Source organism: uncultured Umboniibacter sp., from assembly GCF_947497555.1.
In the GTDB taxonomy this organism is placed as follows: Bacteria; Pseudomonadota; Gammaproteobacteria; order Pseudomonadales; family DSM-25080; genus Umboniibacter.
On the sequence record NZ_CANMGY010000001.1, the window covers coordinates 45,742 to 66,496 of the forward strand.

General features: G+C 48.8%; 15 protein-coding genes. 10 read left to right on the forward strand and 5 right to left on the reverse strand.

Annotated elements, in window-relative coordinates:
• The first annotated feature begins 385 nt into the window (after nt 1-385).
• Together Q0698_RS00170 and Q0698_RS00175 are read left to right on the forward strand one after the other, a co-directional pair.
• On the forward strand, nt 386-1,915 hold the full coding sequence (locus Q0698_RS00170; RefSeq protein ID WP_298632564.1) for a DUF2235 domain-containing protein: 1,530 nt from the start codon (nt 386-388) through the stop codon (nt 1,913-1,915).
• A 522-nt stretch (nt 1,916-2,437) separates the two neighbouring features.
• Nucleotides 2,438-3,670 (forward strand): metallophosphoesterase, encoded by a 1,233-nt coding sequence (locus Q0698_RS00175; protein ID WP_298632566.1) that lies wholly within the window; start codon nt 2,438-2,440, stop codon nt 3,668-3,670.
• Between the two features lie 361 nt (nt 3,671-4,031).
• Here Q0698_RS00175 and Q0698_RS00180 read toward each other — a convergent pair whose 3' ends face one another.
• The gene (locus tag Q0698_RS00180) at nt 4,032-6,815 is read right to left on the reverse strand and encodes a TonB-dependent receptor (protein WP_298632568.1); all 2,784 of its coding nucleotides are present in this window, start codon (nt 6,813-6,815) and stop codon (nt 4,032-4,034) included.
• A 266-nt stretch (nt 6,816-7,081) separates the two neighbouring features.
• On the opposite strand from Q0698_RS00180, the gene Q0698_RS00185 reads away from it, so the two are divergent.
• From Q0698_RS00185 to Q0698_RS00205, 5 genes are all read left to right on the forward strand, one after another.
• Complete coding sequence (locus tag Q0698_RS00185) at nt 7,082-8,281, forward strand: DEAD/DEAH box helicase (protein WP_298632570.1); 1,200 nt, start codon at nt 7,082-7,084, stop codon at nt 8,279-8,281.
• Nucleotides 8,282-8,605: 324 nt separating this feature from the next.
• On the forward strand, nt 8,606-9,142 hold the full coding sequence (locus tag Q0698_RS00190) for a heme NO-binding domain-containing protein (protein WP_298632572.1): 537 nt from the start codon (nt 8,606-8,608) through the stop codon (nt 9,140-9,142).
• Between the two features lie 4 nt (nt 9,143-9,146).
• The gene (locus Q0698_RS00195) at nt 9,147-10,463 is read left to right on the forward strand and encodes an ATP-binding protein (RefSeq protein ID WP_298632574.1); all 1,317 of its coding nucleotides are present in this window, start codon (nt 9,147-9,149) and stop codon (nt 10,461-10,463) included.
• A 76-nt stretch (nt 10,464-10,539) separates the two neighbouring features.
• Entirely contained in the window at nt 10,540-10,836 is a 297-nt protein-coding gene (locus Q0698_RS00200; RefSeq protein ID WP_298632576.1) for a hypothetical protein, read from the forward strand.
• A gap of 65 nt (nt 10,837-10,901) precedes the next feature.
• The gene (locus Q0698_RS00205; protein WP_298632578.1) at nt 10,902-12,023 is read left to right on the forward strand and encodes a DUF481 domain-containing protein; all 1,122 of its coding nucleotides are present in this window, start codon (nt 10,902-10,904) and stop codon (nt 12,021-12,023) included.
• 77 nt (nt 12,024-12,100) lie between these two features.
• Here Q0698_RS00205 and Q0698_RS00210 read toward each other — a convergent pair whose 3' ends face one another.
• Nucleotides 12,101-14,980 (reverse strand): M14 family metallopeptidase, encoded by a 2,880-nt coding sequence (locus Q0698_RS00210; RefSeq protein ID WP_298632580.1) that lies wholly within the window; start codon nt 14,978-14,980, stop codon nt 12,101-12,103.
• Between the two features lie 266 nt (nt 14,981-15,246).
• On the opposite strand from Q0698_RS00210, the gene arsB reads away from it, so the two are divergent.
• A complete protein-coding gene (gene arsB, locus Q0698_RS00215; RefSeq protein WP_298632581.1) occupies nt 15,247-16,266 on the forward strand; it encodes an ACR3 family arsenite efflux transporter in 1,020 nt (339 codons plus the stop codon).
• Nucleotides 16,267-16,338: 72 nt separating this feature from the next.
• Here the strand turns inward: arsB and Q0698_RS00220 are convergent, their stop codons facing one another.
• The 3 genes from Q0698_RS00220 to hppD form a co-directional block, all read right to left on the reverse strand.
• Nucleotides 16,339-17,001 carry a cupin domain-containing protein gene (locus tag Q0698_RS00220; protein WP_298632583.1) on the reverse strand — a complete coding sequence of 221 codons (663 nt, stop codon included), beginning with the start codon at nt 16,999-17,001 and terminating at the stop codon, nt 16,339-16,341.
• Nucleotides 17,002-17,123: 122 nt separating this feature from the next.
• A complete protein-coding gene (locus tag Q0698_RS00225) occupies nt 17,124-17,645 on the reverse strand; it encodes a VOC family protein (RefSeq protein ID WP_298632585.1) in 522 nt (173 codons plus the stop codon).
• Between the two features lie 14 nt (nt 17,646-17,659).
• Nucleotides 17,660-18,736, reverse strand: a complete 1,077-nt coding sequence (gene hppD / locus Q0698_RS00230) for a 4-hydroxyphenylpyruvate dioxygenase (RefSeq protein WP_298632587.1) — start codon at nt 18,734-18,736, stop codon at nt 17,660-17,662.
• Nucleotides 18,737-18,950: 214 nt separating this feature from the next.
• Between hppD and Q0698_RS00235 the strand changes: the two genes are divergently transcribed.
• Both Q0698_RS00235 and Q0698_RS00240 read left to right on the forward strand, forming a co-directional pair.
• A complete protein-coding gene (locus Q0698_RS00235) occupies nt 18,951-19,937 on the forward strand; it encodes a fumarylacetoacetate hydrolase family protein (RefSeq protein WP_298632589.1) in 987 nt (328 codons plus the stop codon).
• Between the two features lie 240 nt (nt 19,938-20,177).
• The gene (locus Q0698_RS00240; RefSeq protein WP_298632590.1) at nt 20,178-20,699 is read left to right on the forward strand and encodes an outer membrane beta-barrel protein; all 522 of its coding nucleotides are present in this window, start codon (nt 20,178-20,180) and stop codon (nt 20,697-20,699) included.
• Nucleotides 20,700-20,755: the final 56 nt, after the last annotated feature.

A 20,755-nucleotide genomic window follows, 5' to 3' on the forward strand; every position in this document is an offset into this window, starting at 1 on the left:
TACGATGCCAGAATCACATACCGCTGTCATGTGCGAAACGACAGCAAAGCGTCTGTCACAGGCCTGACGGACAGGTGTCACTTCACTGTCAGATACTATTTTGCTATGACAGCAGGGTGTCACACACGCTGGAGGACGCATTATTCCTACGCTAACTGATATCGGCGCGGCAGAGTGACGGTCGGTATCTCTCTTGGCCCACGAGGGTGCTTTCGCGAACAAAAAGTGAGGTTGAAGAATTACGTGTTAGCAATTCCTTCCACTGACACAACAGCAACGGGAAAAAATGAAGAAAAACCTCCCCTTCGGCTCACAAAAGTTCTTGCTCTGGGGAAATATTTTATCCATATTCTATGGTTGCATAGGCAAACACATAGAGTAGTTCATGAGAAAATTGGTGGTCTGTTGCGACGGCACTTGGAATGATGCTACCCAAAAGGGTAGTAATAAATTTGAAACCACGAATGTCGCCCGCTTCCACAACTTGCTAGATCAAAGCCAAGCCAACCAACTGAGCTTTTATCAACCCGGCGTGGGCACAGGCGGTTTCTTTGATCGCCATGTTGGCGGCATGTATGGCCGCGGTCTGGGTAAGCAAATTATGGCCTGCTACCAATGGTTGGTGTCCGAATACCAGCCGGGCGATATTATTTATTTAATCGGTTTTAGCCGCGGTGCCTTCTGTGCTCGGAGTTTGGCGGGCATGATTAACCGCTATGGAATTTTGGCCAATGATTTTGCCTCCACCAAGGCGCTCGCGAAAGCCGTAAAAGTGCTCTATCGCGAAGGCTATCAATACAGCCTCGAAGACTACCAACTTCCTACACCAATGACCTTTCATCCTCATTCCAATACCGTGGGCTTCGTTGGTGTTTGGGATACCGTTGGTGCCCTAGGCATTCCCGATGACCTCGTGCTATTTGATCTCTTTGATGCCCCAAGGCGCTATCGTTTTCACGATGTTGAACTCAGCCGTGAGGTACTCAACGGCAGACATGCTCTGGCCATTGACGAACAGCGCTCTAGCTTCTTCCCCACCCTGTGGAGTAATGAACACCACCCGTCCGTTAAGCAGGTCTGGTTTGCCGGCGCGCACGGTGATGTGGGTGGCGGCTATAAAGAGCGTGGTTGTGCCGACATTAGCCTAGCGTGGATGATTGAAGAGGTTCGAAACCCCCAACTAAATGGTGAGGTTCCGGCGTTGAGCTTTGTTGATAACTTTGCCGAGTCATTTGCACCTAACCCTGAAGCACCCATCCACGACACCTATCAAGGCATCATGCGCTTTCTCTTACCTCATCCTCGTAGCGTGCCTAACTTAGCCGATGAAACGGCCGTTCATGATTCCGTTCGGCAGCGTCAAAACGCAGGCCTTCATCCTACTTATCGCCCAGAGTGCGGCGTGTGTACCAGCGGCGTTAGCCTCACCATTTCGGCCAATGAGGCATGGAACTGGACGGGGGTGTATGTTCAAGCCGGCGAGCAGTACCGCATTCAATGTGCTGAGGAATGGGTGGATGCCCCCCTTGAGGTAGCTTCCGATGGAATTCGTTTAGCACAGATGCGTTTGCGTATTCTCTTACAGCTAGGCGGTTCTCTGATTGATCACCTTGAGTGGGCGGTAAAACGTATCATCAACAAGCAGCGTGCGGACCTCTTTCTATCTCGGCGGATTTCCAAGGAACCATGGTTTTGCGTGATGGCAGCAATTGCGGACGCTCCCAACCCGAGTCATGATGGCACCCCGCCGCACCATCGCGTGTTGAGAGTGGGTAAATCGCTATCATGGACTGCCGCCACCAGCGGTTATCTTTACCTATTCGCCAATGATGCCTGGGCGCACTATGGATATAACAGCGGGACCCTTGAGGTAACGGTGCAACAGATCACGGACTCTCAAGCGGTAGACGCGTGAGGCGCTTTTTTCTGTTATTCACACTAAGCTGTGCGTAACGTCTTTTCCTTGGAATCCTCCGGTGCTTAATGGTGTATAACTGCGATGGATAAACTCGGATTTATAAACTCTGATGTATAACTGCCTTCCAAAACTCTGACTTATAAACTCGGATGTACAAACTGCCAAACCGCTGCAGATTAACTAGCCAATCTGCGCGCTTTTCGAACATGTTTTAGGCTCGTTTTTCGCACTGATCAAAAGCTAACCTCGCTCGCCAAGCCCCAGCATAGCTAGCCGGAGTAGACATATCCTTGAGTTACACACAGCTCTTTGCACACTTAATGTGGATTAAAATCTAGTTGCTAATGGGCATCGTATAAGTGGATGAAGGCTAATCACTCGTTAAAGTATAAAAAGATGGCGAACGCCATAATTCTGTCATCTCACGCTGTTAGTTTCATTAATAGCATCTTCGCGTTTTCAGTTTTTACTGTGGCAAGGGTGAATTGAATCCCCAAAACTTATCACACGAGACGAACCATGAAAAAGACATTAACACTAACGGCTCTGGCCGCAGGGATTACGCTCGCTGCTTGCGAGAGTGGTAATAAAAGTAGCGAACCCGTAAATTTCATCGTCCTAGGTGACAGTGGCTACCACCACGATTACCTTGATCCTGAGGACTTGGGAATCAATGCCCAAGACTTAGTGGAAATGGAGCGCGCTGACTGGGTGGAGAAAGGGAAGCCTATTGAGAGCTTTAAACTTTTCCCTACCCACACAATTCCGGGCACAGACAGTGTCATTGAGCAGAGCGGCCAACAGTCCGTAGCAAACGCTATTGCGAATTTCTGTGCTTCAGCCCCCTGCGACTTCATGACGCTTCTTGGGGACAATATCTATCCCGATGGTGCCGATGGCAGCAGCGACGATGTAGAGCGCTTCCACAAGATTCTGCATCAACCCTACGTGAATATTGAGTCGGACAACCCTGATTTCCAAATTTATGCCGCCCTAGGCAACCATGACTGGGATACGAGCTTTGAGGGACGCACAGCTCAGGTCAACTACGGTGAAACCGACGAGCGTTATGAACTTCGTGAACCCGGTTATTATCGTTATCGTCGTGGTGACGCAGAGTTCTTCGTGCTGGATACCAACATGTTGCTAGCGGGTACCACCGTTTATAAAGATGAACTCGATGAGAACGGCATTCCCATTAACACCGGCGAGCTTGATCGCAAAGAACCCTACGAAAATCCAATTAATGGTGAAGACCTTAAGCAGCTAGCATGGCTAGAACGCTCTTTATCTGAGTCCCAAGCGCGCTGGAAAATCGTTTACGGACATCACACGCTATGGTCCTCGGGTGGCAGTAAGTTTGAGGAAGCTATCGCCTTACGTCGGTTACTGATGCCTATGTTGTGTGAGAATGCTGATCTCTATATGGCTGGCCATGAACATGATTTAGGTATTCATCAAGATACCTGCGAAGAGACCCTTGGACACGCCAATAGCCCGCTAAATCTTCTCATTTCGGGAGCCGGCTCCAAGCAACGAAGTATTCATGAACGCTTCCAAGCACACCAAGTTGCCAATAACCCAACTTATCGAAACATCTATAACCAAGGAATGGTTTGGGGTTTTGCCCATGTAATACTCAACGGCGATGACGCTACCATTGAGATGGTTACAACGCCCAATGATCAATCTGGCGACACCAATATTAGCTTTCGCTACGAATTCGAAAATCGCTCCATGACGAATCGCTAACCGTTTCACCTCCCCCTTGCCTCGTTAGCGAAAATAACGGGGCTTTTTTACGCCTGTCGATTACCTAACCATCGCCTAAATACCGCCTAAATACCGCCTAAATACCGCCTAAATACCGCCTAAATACCGCCTAAATACCGCCTAAGTATCACCGTTAACTCAACGATGAATCGCCTACAAATTGGCGTTACCTTCTCCCCATAACTCCGCAGTGCTTGCTAAGCCATGACTTAAGGTTGACGAGTATTGTTCTATTTGCTGCGCCAAGGCACTGCCCATAAAAAAGCCCAACGAGTAATTCGTTGGGCTTTTCAATTAGCTCTGCTGGGCGTTGGCGCTAATGCGCGTTCACCCGCTTTGCTTAGAAGTTACGCCATTTAACACCTAGGCGGTAAGAACGACCGTACTCTTCATACTGCAGGTTGTACTGTGAAGAACCCGTGTAAGCATAGAAGCTCTGGTTGGTCAGATTAATCGCATCAAAGCTCACTTCGAAGTCACCAAAGTTTGTTCGGATACTGGCATCGACATTAGTTTGAGCGTCTTGATAGCTGTCTTTCATTGGATCATCAATATCCAGTGCTAGCAGCGATTCACTCTTATAAGCGGTTGCCAATCGTAAGCTCACATGCTCGTTTTCCCAGCCCAGAATTACGTTAGCCGACAGGTCACTTTGTCCTGGCATACTAGTGCTAGAACGGTTTGCGTAGCTAGCTTCGGAGTCCGTGAACGTAGCATTAGCCTGGAGAATGAAACCATTATCGAAGCGCGTCAGATAGGAGGCTTCTGCACCAAGGATATGAGCGCTGTCGCCGTTATCAAAGCTAATCGCCTCATCATAATCGGTCCATGCTCCAGTTCCCGCAAAGTCAGCCTCGTAAACGAAGTTCGACACATCCTTATAGAACGCGCCTACCGAGAAACTACCCAACGCTTCGTCATCGTAGTACTCCAAGGTCCAGTCTAGGTTGGTTGACTCAGTCGCCTTAAGCTCTGGGTTACCAAACTCTGCTTCGTTGGTATCAAAATCAACACCATTGAAATCTTCTCGCTGAATCAGCTGTCCAGGAGACATCTGTTCGAAGGTAGGACGAACCGCACTCTGGGTAATAGCACCACGCGACTGCCAGTTCTCTGACAATTCATAGCGGATATGAACTGAAGGCAAGAAGAAGCTTTCGTTGTTGCTGAACTGAGTTTTCTGGAGTGTTGCAGTCTCATTATCGGCATCAATCTCTACGCTGTAACCCTGAAGATCAGTATCTATTCCCTGATAGCGAACGCCGTAAATTACCGAGAACTCATCGTAATTTAAGGTTTGCATTACATAGGCAGCTTCCATCTGCTCATCAATCTGGTATTGCGGCGCGAAGGTCTCTTCCAAGCTTCCCAACTCGTCAACTTCGTAATCAACGCCCGCTACGGCTCCTGCCATGTAGCTATCCATCGCTGAGCGCGATACCGCAGGACCTTCACTGACACCAAAGTAGTCAAACTGACCCATCAGGAAGTTATCGCCTGTGGGAGCATCATTAAAGTCTGTCCACACTTGCGATTCAGCGGTGTAGCGTTTTTCACGATCCGTCAACTTAGTACCAAACTTAATCAATGAATCCGCGCCAAAGAACCGATCCTCAAAGGTTGCGTCAAGTTTGAATTGATCCTGCTGATCAGTGCTAAGACCATCCAGCGCCACAATTTCGTCTAACTCAAAGGCCATGGGGTCATAAAGCTGGGCATCGCCCGACAAACTAGGCTGACGAGTACCTGACCAAGAAGCTGAGGTAGCGTCATCAAAGTCGCTTGCCATGACTGCATCATAACGACCGGGCTCTTTCTCTTCAGAGTCGCTGTAGCCATAGCTGGCTTCATACAGCCAACTACCAACCTGCCATTCACCGCCTAACGACGAGGAGAAGATAGTTTGTTGCTCGTTGCGCACCTTCAGCTCTCGCTCAATTTCGAAACCGTCACTAACTGTTCCTGATGAAGCGGTTAGCGCATCGATACTGTCAGCTTTGTCGAACTTCCATTCAATCTTCTGGCGAGTCTCGTTGTCCTCGAAGTCTGAATAGAGCGTTCTCAGGTAGTAGCTTGAGTTTTCATTAGGGCGATAATCCACATTCAATGCGGCGCCAATACGTTCACGCTCTACTTCGTAGTAACGCTGCTCAATTTCTGGCGGCATTTCAATTTGTGAGGCATTTGGGAAGTCGTCAGCGTCTGGCTTTTCCCAGGCACCATCGGTCTCCACGTTAGCGGTAACCATCTTGCGGTCTTCATAGCTTAATACCGTGGCTAACCCCAGGGTATCATCAAGCAAACGAGTACTAGCAGAGAAGGCAAACTTTGGCGCGAGTTCTTCAGCCTGATCGTTATAGTTACCCTCGGCGCTAATTGAGATAGCGTTATCGTCACGGTCAAAGGCCGACATGGAGCGAATTTCAATATTCCCACCTAGCGCATTGGCATCTTGATCTGGCGTCGCTGATTTCGAAACTTCTAAGCTCTGTACGAGATCCGATGGAATAACATCCAGTGCTACCGCTCGGCTTCCCGCTTCCGGTGACGGGACACTCACACCATTAATACTTACGGTGTTGAGATCTGAACTGGCACCACGAATACGAACAAAGCGTCCTTCGCCCTGATCGTAATCAATCGAAACACCAGTCAGGCGGTTTAGTGCTTCCGTCACGTTAGCATCCGACAGCTGCCCCATCGCGTCAGCATCCACTGCAGAAACGATATTATTAGCATTACGCTGCCTGTTTAACGCGCTCGCTGCGCCACCGGCTTGACCAACTACCAATACCTCTTCACCGAAGAAACCTGATAGCACCACATCTTCGCGGGTCACTTGATCATCGCCAATTGTTAGCATCTGCTCAAATGGCGAGGCTCCTAAGTACTTCACGCGCAAGGTATAGTCTCCTGCTGGAAGTGCCTCGAACCGGAAGCTACCGTCGCTAGCCGAAACCGTTGAACGACCCAGCTCTGGAATCTCTATAGACGCGTTAGCAAGAACATGTCCCTGTTCCTGGGTTTTGATAGCACCCAACAAACTCCCCTCTGCGAGGGTAGTCGCGGAGACCGTTGTAATGGCTAGAGCCAGCATACTCTTGTGAAATTTTCTTGTTATCATGGTGAAACATCTCTCTGTTGAATTATTCCAATTAGAGTGCCGTCGCAAAATGACAATGGGGTGACGAAGAGATGAACGAGCGGTGACAGCTAAGTGACAGGGAGATGACGTAGAGAGGCTGAGCGACACCTTCTCTCAATGGAAGTTACACAGAATCTGTTACAGGCTCCTGTGAACCCAGTGTCGCCAAATAATTCGCGGCAAATGTGATATTTCAGCACTTATATCGCTATACTCCCGCTACCCCAATTATCCAGAGAAAACACATGACATTTTCCGAGCTCGGCTTAAAGTCTTCCATCGTGTCCGCTGTTACCGAGAAGGGCTATAGCACCCCTACCCCTATTCAAGCCAAAACTATCCCGGTAATTCTTAAGGGTCGAGATGTGATTGCTGCCGCGCAAACGGGCACCGGTAAAACGGCGGGCTTTGTATTGCCACTTCTTCAGCAGCTGGATAGTGGGCATACGCTACGCGGTAAGCGTATTCGCTCGCTCATCCTAGTGCCTACTCGCGAACTGGCTATTCAGGTCCATGACAACGTAGTCGCCTACGCAAAGAACCTGTCCCTCAGCTCAATGGCCATGTACGGCGGAACGGATATCGACGCTCAGAAGAAGCGACTTATTGAAGGCGTGGACGTACTTGTCGCCACACCCGGGCGATTGTTGGACATGGCGCATCAACGCGCTCTGCATTTTGATGAGCTAAAGGTCTTAGTGCTAGATGAAGCGGATCGCATGCTGGACATGGGCTTTAGTAACGATATTTATGACATCATTGATCGCCTGCCCCAACAGCGCCAAAATCTGCTGTTCTCAGCCACCCTTTCCGATGACGTGCAAAACTTGGGTGATGATCTCACTCATTATGGCACTAACGGTGATGTGGTTGAGATCCGCATGTCGGCGAAAAATGAAGCCGCCAGTAGTATTGAACAATGGCTCATCACCGTAGATAAAGACACCCGTTCGGCCCTATTGAGCCATCTTATTAAGGAAGGCGAATGGGATCAGGCCCTTATCTTTACTGAACAAAAGCACGTAGCGGCTAAGTTAGTCGCGCAGTTGGCCAAGCGTGGTATCGAAGCCGATTGTATCCACGCGGATAGAAGCCAAGCTCAACGTGAAAAGGTCCTCGCGCAGTTTAAATCAGGAAAGCTTAAGTTCCTTGTGGCTACGGGTGTTGCCGCTCGAGGAATTGATATCGGAAAGCTCACCCGAGTGGTTAACTATGACTTACCGTTCAAGCCGGAAGAGTATATTCACCGCATTGGCCGAACAGGTCGAGCGGGGGCAACGGGGCAAGCCATTTCACTGGTCACCTGGGGTGACTTTAAAAAGCTTTGTGCTATTGAAAGTGAGCTTGGTCACTTAATTGAACGTCGTGATGTAGCGGAATTCCCAGTTCGCAAGACGGTACCTATTTCTATTCTTAATTACGTGCCAAAAAATCAAAGGCACTAAGGGTAGCGTTTAGCAAACTCTTTCTACCCGGTGCGCGGCGAAGACGTCGCTGCACTTAGGTATCTGTGGAAAAGTATCAACGCTGGCTACAACTCGAAAACAAGGTCATTTTCTCTCAAACACATACCCTACTGTATTACGCATTCCCTCACGCCAAGCTTGCGCTCACTCATCAATGACTATACTCCATTTTACAAAGGTCGTTTCAATACAACTATCACCCGAGTTAATGCTAATAAGTTACTGCTAACGCTTAACGACGCGCTGAAGGTGTTTGATTCGCTAAAGGGATGCAAAAATTATTTGCCTGAAAGGAGATTAGGTATGAAAGGTGTCGTATTTACGGAATTCTTTGAATTGGTGGAGACAACTTTTGGAGAGGATGTCTTAGATGACATCATCGATAAAGCGGACCTTGATTCTGAAGGCGCCTATACAGCAGTCGGCAAGTACGATCACGATGACATGGTCAAGCTTGTGGAAGCACTCTCTGCCGAAATTAACGTTCCCGTTCCGGAACTGATAGAGACCTACGGTAAGTATCTCTTCGGCAGGTTCGTCGTCATCTATCCAGGATTTTTTGACGGGGTTAGCTCAACTTTCTCATTTCTTTCTCGGATTGATAACCACATTCACGTCGAGGTAAAAAAGCTTTATCCCGATGCCGAGCTACCTGTGTTCGACGCGATTATTAATGGCCCTAAGATGACCATGACCTACGATTCGAAACGGCCCTTTGGGTACCTAGCGAAAGGCCTAATAAACGGTTGCATTGAACACTTCGGTGAAACCATTGAAATAATTCGCGCGGATATCTCAACTGACATGACATCCGCTACCTTCGAGCTAGAGGCCCGTTAGCACCATGTCTTCCGACTTAGAGGCGAAGTATAAACGGCGAGTTCAGCGAGAACGTGCTGCAAGGAAAGAAGCGGAGAAGCTGCTTGAGGAAAAAGCGCTAGCGCTCTATAACACGTTGCAGGAAGTCGAGAAGATTAATCGAGATCTTGATGCGAAAGTTCAGCAAAAAACGCTGGAATCGGTCAACGCCAAGGACGCTGCGGTGCGTGCTAGTAACGCTAAGAGTGAATTTCTCGCCACGATGAGCCATGAGATTCGCACACCACTTAATGCCATTATTGGCTTCATCCAATTACTAGAACAAGCCAATCTTGGGGAGCGAGAACGAAAGTTCCTCGACAACATGAGCTCCGCATCTCAGGGTTTACTCGCCCTTATCAACGATCTTCTGGATATTGCAAAAATTGAAGCTGGCAAGCTATCCCTTGAACAGATTCCCTTTCCTCTCAATAAAACTCTTGAGGAAGTTGTCTACCTCTACGACGCAAAAGCCGATGAGATGGGAAGTAAACTTCATTTCAACTCATCGTTTAGTAACGATTTGATGGTGGTGGGTGATCCCTATCGGCTTAGCCAAATCATTAAGAACTTCATTTCTAACTCAGTTAAATTCACTAAAGCGGGTCACGTCACCCTGAGCTTAAATGGACTAGCCGTCGAAGACGAGATAGAACTAAACGTGTTGGTGACCGATACCGGTATCGGAATTACTGAGGAACAGAAAAAATCACTGTTTGAAAAATTCTCCCAAGCTGACTCAAGCACCACACGAGAATATGGTGGCACTGGCTTAGGCCTCGCTATTTGCGCTCAGTTGGCAACCTTGATGGGAGCCAAAATTAACGTAGAGTCTCAGAAAGACGTTGGTTCAACATTTACGATTAGTCTTAAGTTGCCCATTGATCACAACCACTATGACGCCAAGGCCGCGCAAGAACCTGACATTAGCCTTGCCGGCTTACGCGTTCTCCTCGCAGAGGATAACCCCGTTAACCAACTTCTTGCAGTGAGCTTACTCGAGGACAACGACGCTACCGTAGATGTCGCTGACAATGGTTTAGAGGCCATTGCTATGTGCTCGAATAATACTCACTATGATGTAATTCTGATGGATGTTCAGATGCCTGATATGGACGGCCTCAGTGCAAGCCGTGTTCTACGGGACGCAGGCCTCACATTGCCTATTGTTGCCCTCACTGCAAATGCTACCGCCGAAGACCGCGAAAGGTGCCTTGCTGCGGGAATGACAGAGTTTATGTCAAAGCCCTTCAATGTTACCGAGCTTCTCACCGTGATCAAGCGCGCAACTCAGGCGCACTAAGAATTTGAATTGAACGGGCGAAAGCTTGCAGAGACGTTATACTAAGAAGTGGACCCGTAAACAATGAGTGTGAATCATGTTGAAAACTAGCGTACTAAGCGTTCTGTTGTTAATGCCAACTAGTCAGGCTCTCAGTGAGACGATTGCTGAGGTCAACGTTCCCTGTGACAAGCTGCCTTCGGCGGAAATAGATTTCAGTCAAGAGAGTGGGCTGTTTACGATCACAGTTGGCCGCCAAACATTAACAGCTACAAGTATTCGATTTACTAAACTCGATGAAGGCATTAATGAATGTGCGATTGAACTTGCTAACTTTACCTTTGTCAGCGAAACGCCGCTTCCGGTCAGTCCATCAGGCCAACCCAATGGGTAGTTTTTTCGCAAGCATCGTATTCAACATGCTTTTTCTAACTAGTCACGTGTAACGAAGAAGAATCTATGAAAAATAATCGACAGCGATACGGTAACCCTTTCACCGGTTTATTAACGTCAGGGCTGGTTGCCATCACAATGCTTTTTGCAGCACAAACATCGGCTCAAGAAGCAATACCAGACCTTCAAGATGACTGGGACTGGGTTAAAATCACTTCCGATGAGTGGCTTAAAGGTGACTTCATTGCGATGTATAAAGATGTACTGGAGTTTGAGAGTGATAACCTTGGCACGGTAGAAATTGACTGGGAAGACGTTGCCGAGCTTTACACAAAGACCTATCAGAGTGTTCGTACTACGGACGGCAGGATCCTCACTGGGTATATTACCTACAAGGACGGGCAACTGTCCGTCAGAACAGCCGAGTTTACAACTTCGATTCGTCGTGACGAATTAATGTCTTTGGCTCCGGAACAGGGTAATAGATCGGGTTACTGGGATGCTAAAGTAACGCTTGGCCTAGATACTCAAAATGGCAACACCATTCAATATAGTGAGACGGTTACCGCTACGGTTAAACGCAGGACCGCGTCTTCGAGAATGCAGCTCGACTACATCCTCAATTACGGTGAATCGACGGACCGAGATACGGATGTCCAGACCGTCACATCTGATAGCGTTCGTCTCAGAGCCATCGCCGATTACTACTTAGATCCGAAGTGGTTTATTCGTTTCATCGACTATGAATACTTCGATGACGCCTTCCAGAACATTGCGCGACGATCCACCTATGGAGTTAAGGCTGGCTATACGGTTGTTGATACCGCCACCATGGATCTAGAATTTTTAGCAGGTCCAGGCTATCAAATAACCGAGTTTGTGGCCGTTGAAGCCGACGCCCCGCAAGAAAACGAGTCTAAAGCTTTCACTGTAGAAACCGCATGGGATTGGGAGTTCATCGACGACTTTAGCTATATTCTGAATTATAGCTACACCAATGTGAATGAGTCATTAGGTGAGTCGCTGCATCACTTAGAGACGGGTTTCGAGATTGAACCCATTAATGATTTTACTATCAACTTCACCTACTACGTTGACCGAACTGAGAAGCCGCTACCCTTGTCAGATGGTACCATCCCAGAAAAAGATGATACTCGCTTTGTAATTAGTATTGGCTATGAAATCTAGAATGGCCTATGCACACTGTGACACCTAGTCGCCCAGTCTAATTCGACGAGGTGACTAGGGTCACTGGAAGCACTTCTTTAGAGTAGGATACGAGGCTCAGTGCCCATACCCGGCCCCAAGACAATGGCGTTGAGTAATAGTCGCTGGGTACCCAGTGCAGCGCCACGGAAGTTCGCTTCGTTGGCAAACATAATAATTTGTCCGCTACCAACCTGTTCCCGGACTAGGTAGCCCGTGTTGACGATGCGCTGTGCGGCTTCCGGCCAAAGCAGGCCACTCATCCGGACACTCACCTCGGAATTAGTAGGTACCGAAGTCCAACCTATGTTCTGCCACTCGCCGATCAGCGCATCAGAAAGGCTACCCTGCGGTGCTTGATAATGACCCGCACGGATCACGGCTTCAGCTGAGCCACTTGGCATCATTAAGGTAGCGCTACTATAGAGCAAAGGCATTTCCGCAATAGCACCAAAACTCAGCCAGTGATCAGCGTCAACGCGTCCGGTAACAAACGAACCACGCGGCATAAAGCGTGAATTCCAGCGGTCTCGCTCAACAATCTCTGACACCGGTGGATAGCTCACATTGCGTACCCAAGGCGCCACTACATCCGTAGGAAGTGTGTGAGATTTGGTATCGCTGAGGTCGAACTGATGATGCTCAGCCATAAGCTCTTCGTAAACCTTGCGATCGAACGGCTCAACGGACTCCAAGGAATCATTCAATAGTGCGGTTTGAGTGAAATCAGCGCCGGCGAATTGGCGGGAGGCTCCACCTAAGGTGATTAACGTACCGCCCTGTTCAACCCAACGCTGTAATTCAGCCACTGAACCTTCCGACATCCCAGCTCCCCAGGTTGGTGGAACAATGATCAGGTTATAGCGTCGCAGATCCATATAACTCAGTTGTTGATTGTGTATTTGCGAATGTCTAATGCCCAGCATACTGTCGATAGCAAACCACGTTGACCCCGTTACATAGGGGCTAGTGGGCATATGTGAAAGCAAGGCAATCTGCGGTTGCTCTAGCAGCGGAAAATGAGAGCCCCCCCACTCTGGCAGGTCACCCTCGCCAAAACCGGTTTCAATACTCACTAAGCTAAGGCCTAATTCGTCCGCCACAACCACCAATTCCTGAACATCTAAGTTGGGGTTGTCCGCGCGGGTGACCATGATTGAACCCGCGTTAAAGTTTTGGCTGCCGTAGGTTGATCCAATATCACTGGCTCTCACTTCAACGCCACGTTCCATTAGACGTGCTGCGAAAGCTAGTGATAAATCATCGGCTCCATCTACCACAAAGGCTATGCCCTCGGTCACGCTATTGGCTTCAGCCGATGCAAGCTCATAGCGAGATAAACCCGAATCAATATGCTCGCTAACCACGACAGACTCTAGGCCATACATCATGGTTAAGTTCCACGCCGTGGTGTCATACATCAGTGACGATTCGCCCTGCAACAGCGCATTCCGCTCGCCACGAAGTACCTCATCATTGATGTAGGCATCAAACTCCATAATGGCCGCAATTAACCGTGCCTCGGGCTGGCGATTAGGAATCACCAAACTTCCCTCGGGGATAGTAAAGCGTCTTTGAACTCGTCCGCTTTGCGTCGTGGTTTCGCCTACCGATAGCTCGCGCTCTGCCTTAAACACCTGAATATCTTGAGCGTTAAGCTTCTCGACCAGCTGGTTTAAGCGCGATTCGTTATCGGTGGGTAAAATGACATAGGATCTATTCGCGTATTCGCCGCGAGAGGCAGTGGCTACTCGACGTAATTCAACGAAATCACGATAAATTGCCTTCGTATGGGTGGCGAGTGATTCAAGGTTTGCGAAGGTACTCACATACTGATGATGTACCGATTCTGCATAAGTTTGGACGGTTCCCTCAGGACGGCGAACCCCATCTTCGGCCATGCGTGACTGTTCGTAAAGAATATGAATGGAGCCACGATACTCAGCGTAGTTGGAGTAACCCGTATAGAGATTTTCAAACCACTCCCCAGTGTAATAGCGCCAACCATGACTATCGAAGGCAGCGGCTTGTTCTTCTGCGAAGGTATCAGACCAAGACTTCACCGTAGCCGGAACATGGTTGTTAATGGGCTCTCTTGGTGGTCCCATTAAGAAGGTGTCTTGAGCGCCCATTTCATGGCCATCAATCATCAGCTGTGGATACCAATCATTGATTAAGGCAACACGGCCGCGCGACTCTGGCTGAGTCAGATAGAAGAAATCACGGTTCAAATCGAAGAGATAGTGATTCATTCGCCCGAACGGCCAGTCGCCGCTGTGGAGTAGTGACTGATCATCCACATTAGGTGCCGTACCTCGGAACTGCTCTAGCGTTTTCGAGAAGCGCGCTCTGCCATCTGGATTCATCATCGGGTCAATCATGACGATCATATCCGCTAACAGGGCTTGGGTGTCTTCGCTTTGATCTGCAATCAAGTGGTAACTGGCGGCTACCGCTGCATCGGCGCCTGAGGTTTCATTGCCATGAATAGAATAGGCCATCCAGGCGGTTGCAGGCATCTGCTCAATAAGACCGTCAATCTGCCCTGCTGAGAGTTCATCAGGGTGGGCGAGTTGCTGCGCCATCTGTTGAAATTCATCTAGCTTGGCGAGATTTTTAGGGGAGGAGATATAGGCAACATACAGTGGCCTGCCTTCGTGACTAGTAGCATACTGCACCAACTTCATTCGTTCAGATTCAGCGTCCCAGCGCGTAAATAGCGTACTGATTTGTGCCGGCGAAGCCATTCTATGGTAGCCAACTGGGTAGCCTAAAACTTCCTCTGGCTTAGTAATATCCGGCTGATAGTCGCCGTCCAAGATAGTTACTGAATACTGTAAGTCAGCATCTAACTGTGGTGCCATGAGCTCATCGGAACCCAATGCAGTAGATGCTATTAAGCAGAGTGACAGCGCGAATGACGCCCGTGATATGACCATGATGATTCTCCCTAAAATGGAATCGCTGAATCCGTTTGCTACCCGACCACGTTGGCGGATAACGTTCCTATTACGCCGCTAACCGTGATCTTTTATATCTCTACTGTATGAGTTTCATACTACCTTTACAATGGGTACCGTTTTGGGGTTCAGGCGAGCATTGAAGTCGTTATTCAGCTAAACCTTATTTTTTCGGCGTCATGGATTTGTCATATTTCATCTCTATAATGTCGAGTGAATTATTTCATTCTATTTTTGGAGCTTTCGTGGGTATTTTTGAGCGTTATCTATCCGTTTGGGTGGGCCTAGCCATTTTTTCAGGCGTATTACTTGGCAGTAATTTTCCATCAGCCTTTGCGGTCATTGCCGCGCTAGAATGGGCGCATGTGAATTTAGTCGTCGCCATTCTGATTTGGGTAATGATCTACCCCATGATGGTCCAGATTGATTTCAGCTCGATAAAAGATGTTGGCCGCAAGCCTAAGGGCTTAGTCCTCACGCTGGTCATTAACTGGCTAATTAAGCCCTTTAGCATGGCCGCATTAGGCTGGCTGTTCTTCAAGGTCTTCTTTGCTGGTTGGGTGGAACCGGAAACCGCTAATGAGTACATAGCCGGAATGATTCTCCTTGGCGTAGCGCCCTGTACCGCTATGGTATTTGTCTGGAGTCAGCTCACTAAAGGTGATCCTAACTACACGCTTATTCAAGTATCAGTGAATGACGTGATTATGATCTTCGCCTTTGCCCCCCTTACCGCGCTTTTATTGGGCGTTAGTGACATCACTGTACCCTGGGAAACACTGTTAATTTCTGTGGTGCTCTACGTATTGCTGCCGCTACTCGCCGGTGTCGCCACACGAAAGCTGCTAGATAGAGGCACTGATCATAGTAAGGTTGATAGTTTACTTGCCAAATTAAAGCCGTGGTCAATGGTTGGGTTACTAGCAACGGTAGTACTACTATTCGGCTTTCAGGCAAACACCATTCTGGCTCAGCCCTTCAACATTGTGCTCATTGCCATTCCGCTGACGATCCAAACCTACGGCATCTTCGCCATTGCCTACTTTGCCGCTAAGTCCATGAAGCTTCCGCATAACATTGCAGCGCCTGCTTGCATGATTGGTACCTCGAACTTTTTTGAACTTGCGGTGGCGGTGGCTATCTCACTATTTGGCCTTCACTCGGGTGCTGCGTTAGCAACGGTGGTGGGTGTTTTGGTTGAAGTACCCGTGATGCTGTCGTTAGTGTATTTCGTCAACAAGACCCGTCACTGGTTTACTGAATAGGCGTACCCATTGGCAGGAAGCCTACCTGGGTCGAAACTATTCGAGAAGGTGAGCTGGCCCACCTCAAGCTGATTACTCAGGAAGATGCCCTACCTTTACGTAAATCAGCGCACCATCTTCCTTCGTAAAGGGGTTGTGGGCGCTTAAGTGTGGGCTTCGGAGCCAGCTTCCCGTTGGATAACTACCGTGCTCGTCATGGAAAGTCCCTTCCAGCACGAAGATTTCCTCCCCCCCCCAATGGCGATGAGGTTGAAACTGGGTATTCGGAGCCCAACGAACCAACGCAACACTCTCACCTTCAAACTGATGTAGCGATAGCACACTCAAACCCGGCACCAGTCCTGGGCTGAATTCGGCCTGCTGAGTCTTCACACTAAACTGTGCTTGATCCTGCTGCGCAAACTGCTGTAGCTTGACGAAGATCGTGGCGCCTTCGGAGCCAATACGAGGCGTATGCGAAGTACCAATTGGATTACGCACATAGCTGCCTGCCGGATACTCACCGTGTTCGTCGGCAAACACTCCTGCCAGCACGATAAACTCTTCCCCGCCAATATGAGTATGCGGAGAGAATTCGGAATTCGGTGCATAGCGAACAATTGAGGTGGCTCTAGCGGATTCTTCACCAACGCGGTCTAGCATCATACGTTCCACCCCAGGCATGGGAGAGTCTACCCATTGATAGTCCTCAGGTATTACCACTTCACGACGTTTGAAATCACTTCTTAACTGCATAGCTAGCCTCACTCAATGACGGGGCTATCCTAGCACTCGGATAAGCTGTGAAAACTGCTAATAACCGAAGCGGGTTGAATTAATCCATGAGGAGCTATTCAACGAAGACGTCGCTGCTTGGCTTACTCGTGCAGCCAAGCAGCGTGTTTTGGTGCTTTTTTAGTTTCCGCCCACTCTTCAATCATAGGCTGAGCCACATCCTTCAAACGCTTCATCATTTCCGGGGTAGCGGTATTCACAGCAACCTCTAAGCGATGTCCATTTGGATCAAAGAAGTAGATAGATTGAAAGATAGTATGATTGACCGGGCCAATCACATTTAAACCCGCTGCGACGGCTTGCTCCTTGGCTGCCAATAGCGCATCCATTGTCTCTACCTCAAAGGCGATGTGCTGAACCCACTCAGGCGTATTATTGTCTCGGCCCATGCGCGGCGAGTTTGGAATTTCAAAAAAGGCCAGTACATTACCCATTCCGGCATCCAAAAACACGTGCATATAGGGATCGGGCTCCTTGGTTGAAGGCACCTCATCCTCGGCAATCGCCAGCTGGAAATCCATTCCCATTACTCGCTGATAGAACTCAACAGTTTCCTTGGCGTCATTACAACGATACGCTACGTGGTGGATTCGCTTTATGTTCATCGTTACTCCTCGCCTTAGTCGGCCGAGATTACGCCACGGTTTAGCTGATCGCGTTCAATTGATTCGAACAGCGCCTTGAAGTTACCCTCGCCGAATCCGTCGTCCTTCTTACGTTGGATGAATTCGAAGAATACTGGACCAATTAGGGTTTCGGAGAAGATTTGTAGTAGCAGACGAGGGTCGCCATCTTCGGTTGACCCATCCATTAGGATGCCCCGTGACTTAAGCTCTTCCACTGGTTCTCCATGCCCAGGTAGACGAGTTTCTAGCATCTCGTAATAGGTCTCTGGCGGCGCGGTCATGAAAGGTACACCGCGCTCTTTGAGGCGATCCCAGGTATCAATGATATCGTCGCAATCAAAGGCAATATGCTGAATGCCTTCGCCGTTATAGGCCATCAGGAATTCTTCAATTTGGCCCGTGGTGCTAGAGGCTTCTTCGTTAAGCGGAATACGGATTAAGCCATCCGGCGCCGACATGGCCTTAGAAAAGAGGCCCGTGTACTCACCCTTGATATCAAAATAACGAATCTCGCGGAAATTGAACAAACGCTCGTAAAAATCAGCCCAATAGGACATCCGGCCGCGATAAACATTGTGCGTTAAATGGTCGATGATCTTTAAACCACAGCCCTCTGGGTTAGGATCTACGCCATCTAGATAAACGAAATCAATATCATAAATGCTATTTTTATCACCGTAGCGGTCAATCAAATATAGCGGCGCACCGCCGATACCTTTGATAGCGGGTAAACGAAGTTCCATCGGGCCCGTTGGAATTTCAACCGGCTGCGCACCCATTTCTAGAGCACGTGCATAGGCTTTCTGCGCATCTTTCACGCGAAATGCCATACCACAGGCAGAGGGGCCATGTTCTTCAGCAAAATACGCGGCGAAGCTATTTGGCTCATTGTTAATAATGAAGTTAATGCCACCCTGACGATACAGGACAACGTCCTTTGAGCGGTGCTTAGCAACAAGGCTAAAGCCCATCAGTTCAAAAACAGGCTCGAGAACACCTGGCTCAGGCGAGGCAAACTCAACAAACTCAAAGCCATCTAGGCCCATTGGATTTTCAAATAGATCTGGCATTTCTTATCTCCACTTATACGCCATCTTGCATTCGGCTTAGTTTCACATGAAACCAACATTAGTTTCTTATGTAACTAATGTCAATACTCAACAGTCACTTTCGCGGTGTATCTTCAACAAGTTGGCTCTTGCTTGGCTAAAACAGGTGGAGCTATTCGCTCACCTATGCTATTTTAGTTTCACCTGTAACTATAAAATCAAGTGGGAGACATCCATGAAGCTCGCTTCACTCAAACACGGCCGCGATGGCAACCTGGTAGTGGTATCGAAAGATTTAAGCCGCGCGACCTCGGCTAGCACCGTAGCACCAACCCTTCAGGCAGCCTTGGATGACTGGGCTAACTGCGAGCCAAAGTTAGCAGCAATCTATAAAGCACTAAATGAAGGCTCTACAGAGAGCTTCGCATTTGATCCTGCGGGTTGTGATGCACCGCTACCTCGCGCATATCACTGGGCTGATGCCAGTGCTTACGTTACTCACGTAGAATTAGTCCGCAAAGCGCGTGGCGCAGAGTTACCTGATTCGTTCTGGGTGGACCCTTTGATGTATATGGGCGCTTCCGATGCCTTCATTGGACCTCGCGACGACGTACTCGTTGAAAGCGAGGATTGGGGCATAGATTTAGAGGCCGAGGTTGCGGTCTTCACCGATGATGTTCCAGCAGGAACACCCGCTCACCTTGCCGGGCAGCACATTAAATTACTGGCGCTCGTGAACGACGTATCGCTGCGCAACCTGATTCCTGCTGAGCTTGGCAAGCAATTTGGATTCTATCAGTCCAAACCTTGGACCGCGTTTACGCCCGTAGCGGTAACACCCGACGAACTGGGTGATGCGTGGGTAGATAACAAGTTGCACCTCCCCTTGATTGCTAAGGTTAATAATAAACAACTCGGCGCACCGAATGCAGGCGTTGACATGACCTTCAATTTCGCGGAACTGATTGCCCATGCTGCCAAGTCTCGATCATTAATGACCGGCACGGTAATCGGTTCAGGCACCGTCTCTAACAAAGGAAGCTTATTAGGCTCCTGCTGTTTAGCAGAAGTGCGCTGCCTGGAAACCATCGCTGATGGCAAACCAAGTACCCCATTCCTTAGCTTTGGCGACTCGGTTCAAATTGATATGCTTAACGCCGAGGGTGAGAGTATCTTTGGTCAAATTGATCAACGCATGGTTAAGCACACGCCGCCAGCTTAAACTGTAGATTCCATAGATCCAAGGCGCTATGCAAGCCTTGGATCTATGGACGTAACGATTACCTCGCCTAAATGTTCTTCACTACTCCACACCCTCTTTCAATCAGCATAACGTTGCCTGGACCGGTCTAAATCTGTCATTGGCTAGATCCACCTGCCCCCCTGTGATGTCGCAAAACCCAGAATGTCTACTAAGCTTGAGTGGTTAACTATCTAAGCTATTACTACAGGGGAATTCAGTATGAAACGGACTATTCAGATTGCGTTGATCGCGCTGGCCTGCCCAATGGCAGCCGTGGCAGAGAATCAATTTCGCATTGGCGGTGAGTTTAGCGCGTCACAGGAAACTGAAAATGACTTCGGTGATTCCACCGCGGTACAAGCTCAATTCGTGGGTGAATATATCTTCAACCAAACCTTTAGTATCAATATCGAAGTGGGTAAGTATGTAAACAGCGCCGACGACGTCGACGTCGAAGTTAGTGCTTTGCTATTACAAAGCTTCGCAACGCTTTATCTGCCTATCAATGATAGTTTTCGCCTCTATGGCGGTGCGGGTTATTACTGGATGAACGACGCTGATCTGTGCGGAGATGATAACTGCATTACCTTCGATGATTTCAGCACCTCAGATTACGCCATCCAAGGAGGACTTGAATTCGGTGATTTGGATGGTTGGGCGTTTGCGGTTGAATACGAAGGTCTTCAGGGTAATGATGACTTTGAGAACTCGATAGGCTTTCGCTTTGGGTATGCTTTTTAGGATTTAATCTAACCGCTATGAGCCCGCAGAGGGTTAAATTCTGCGAGGCTCATGAA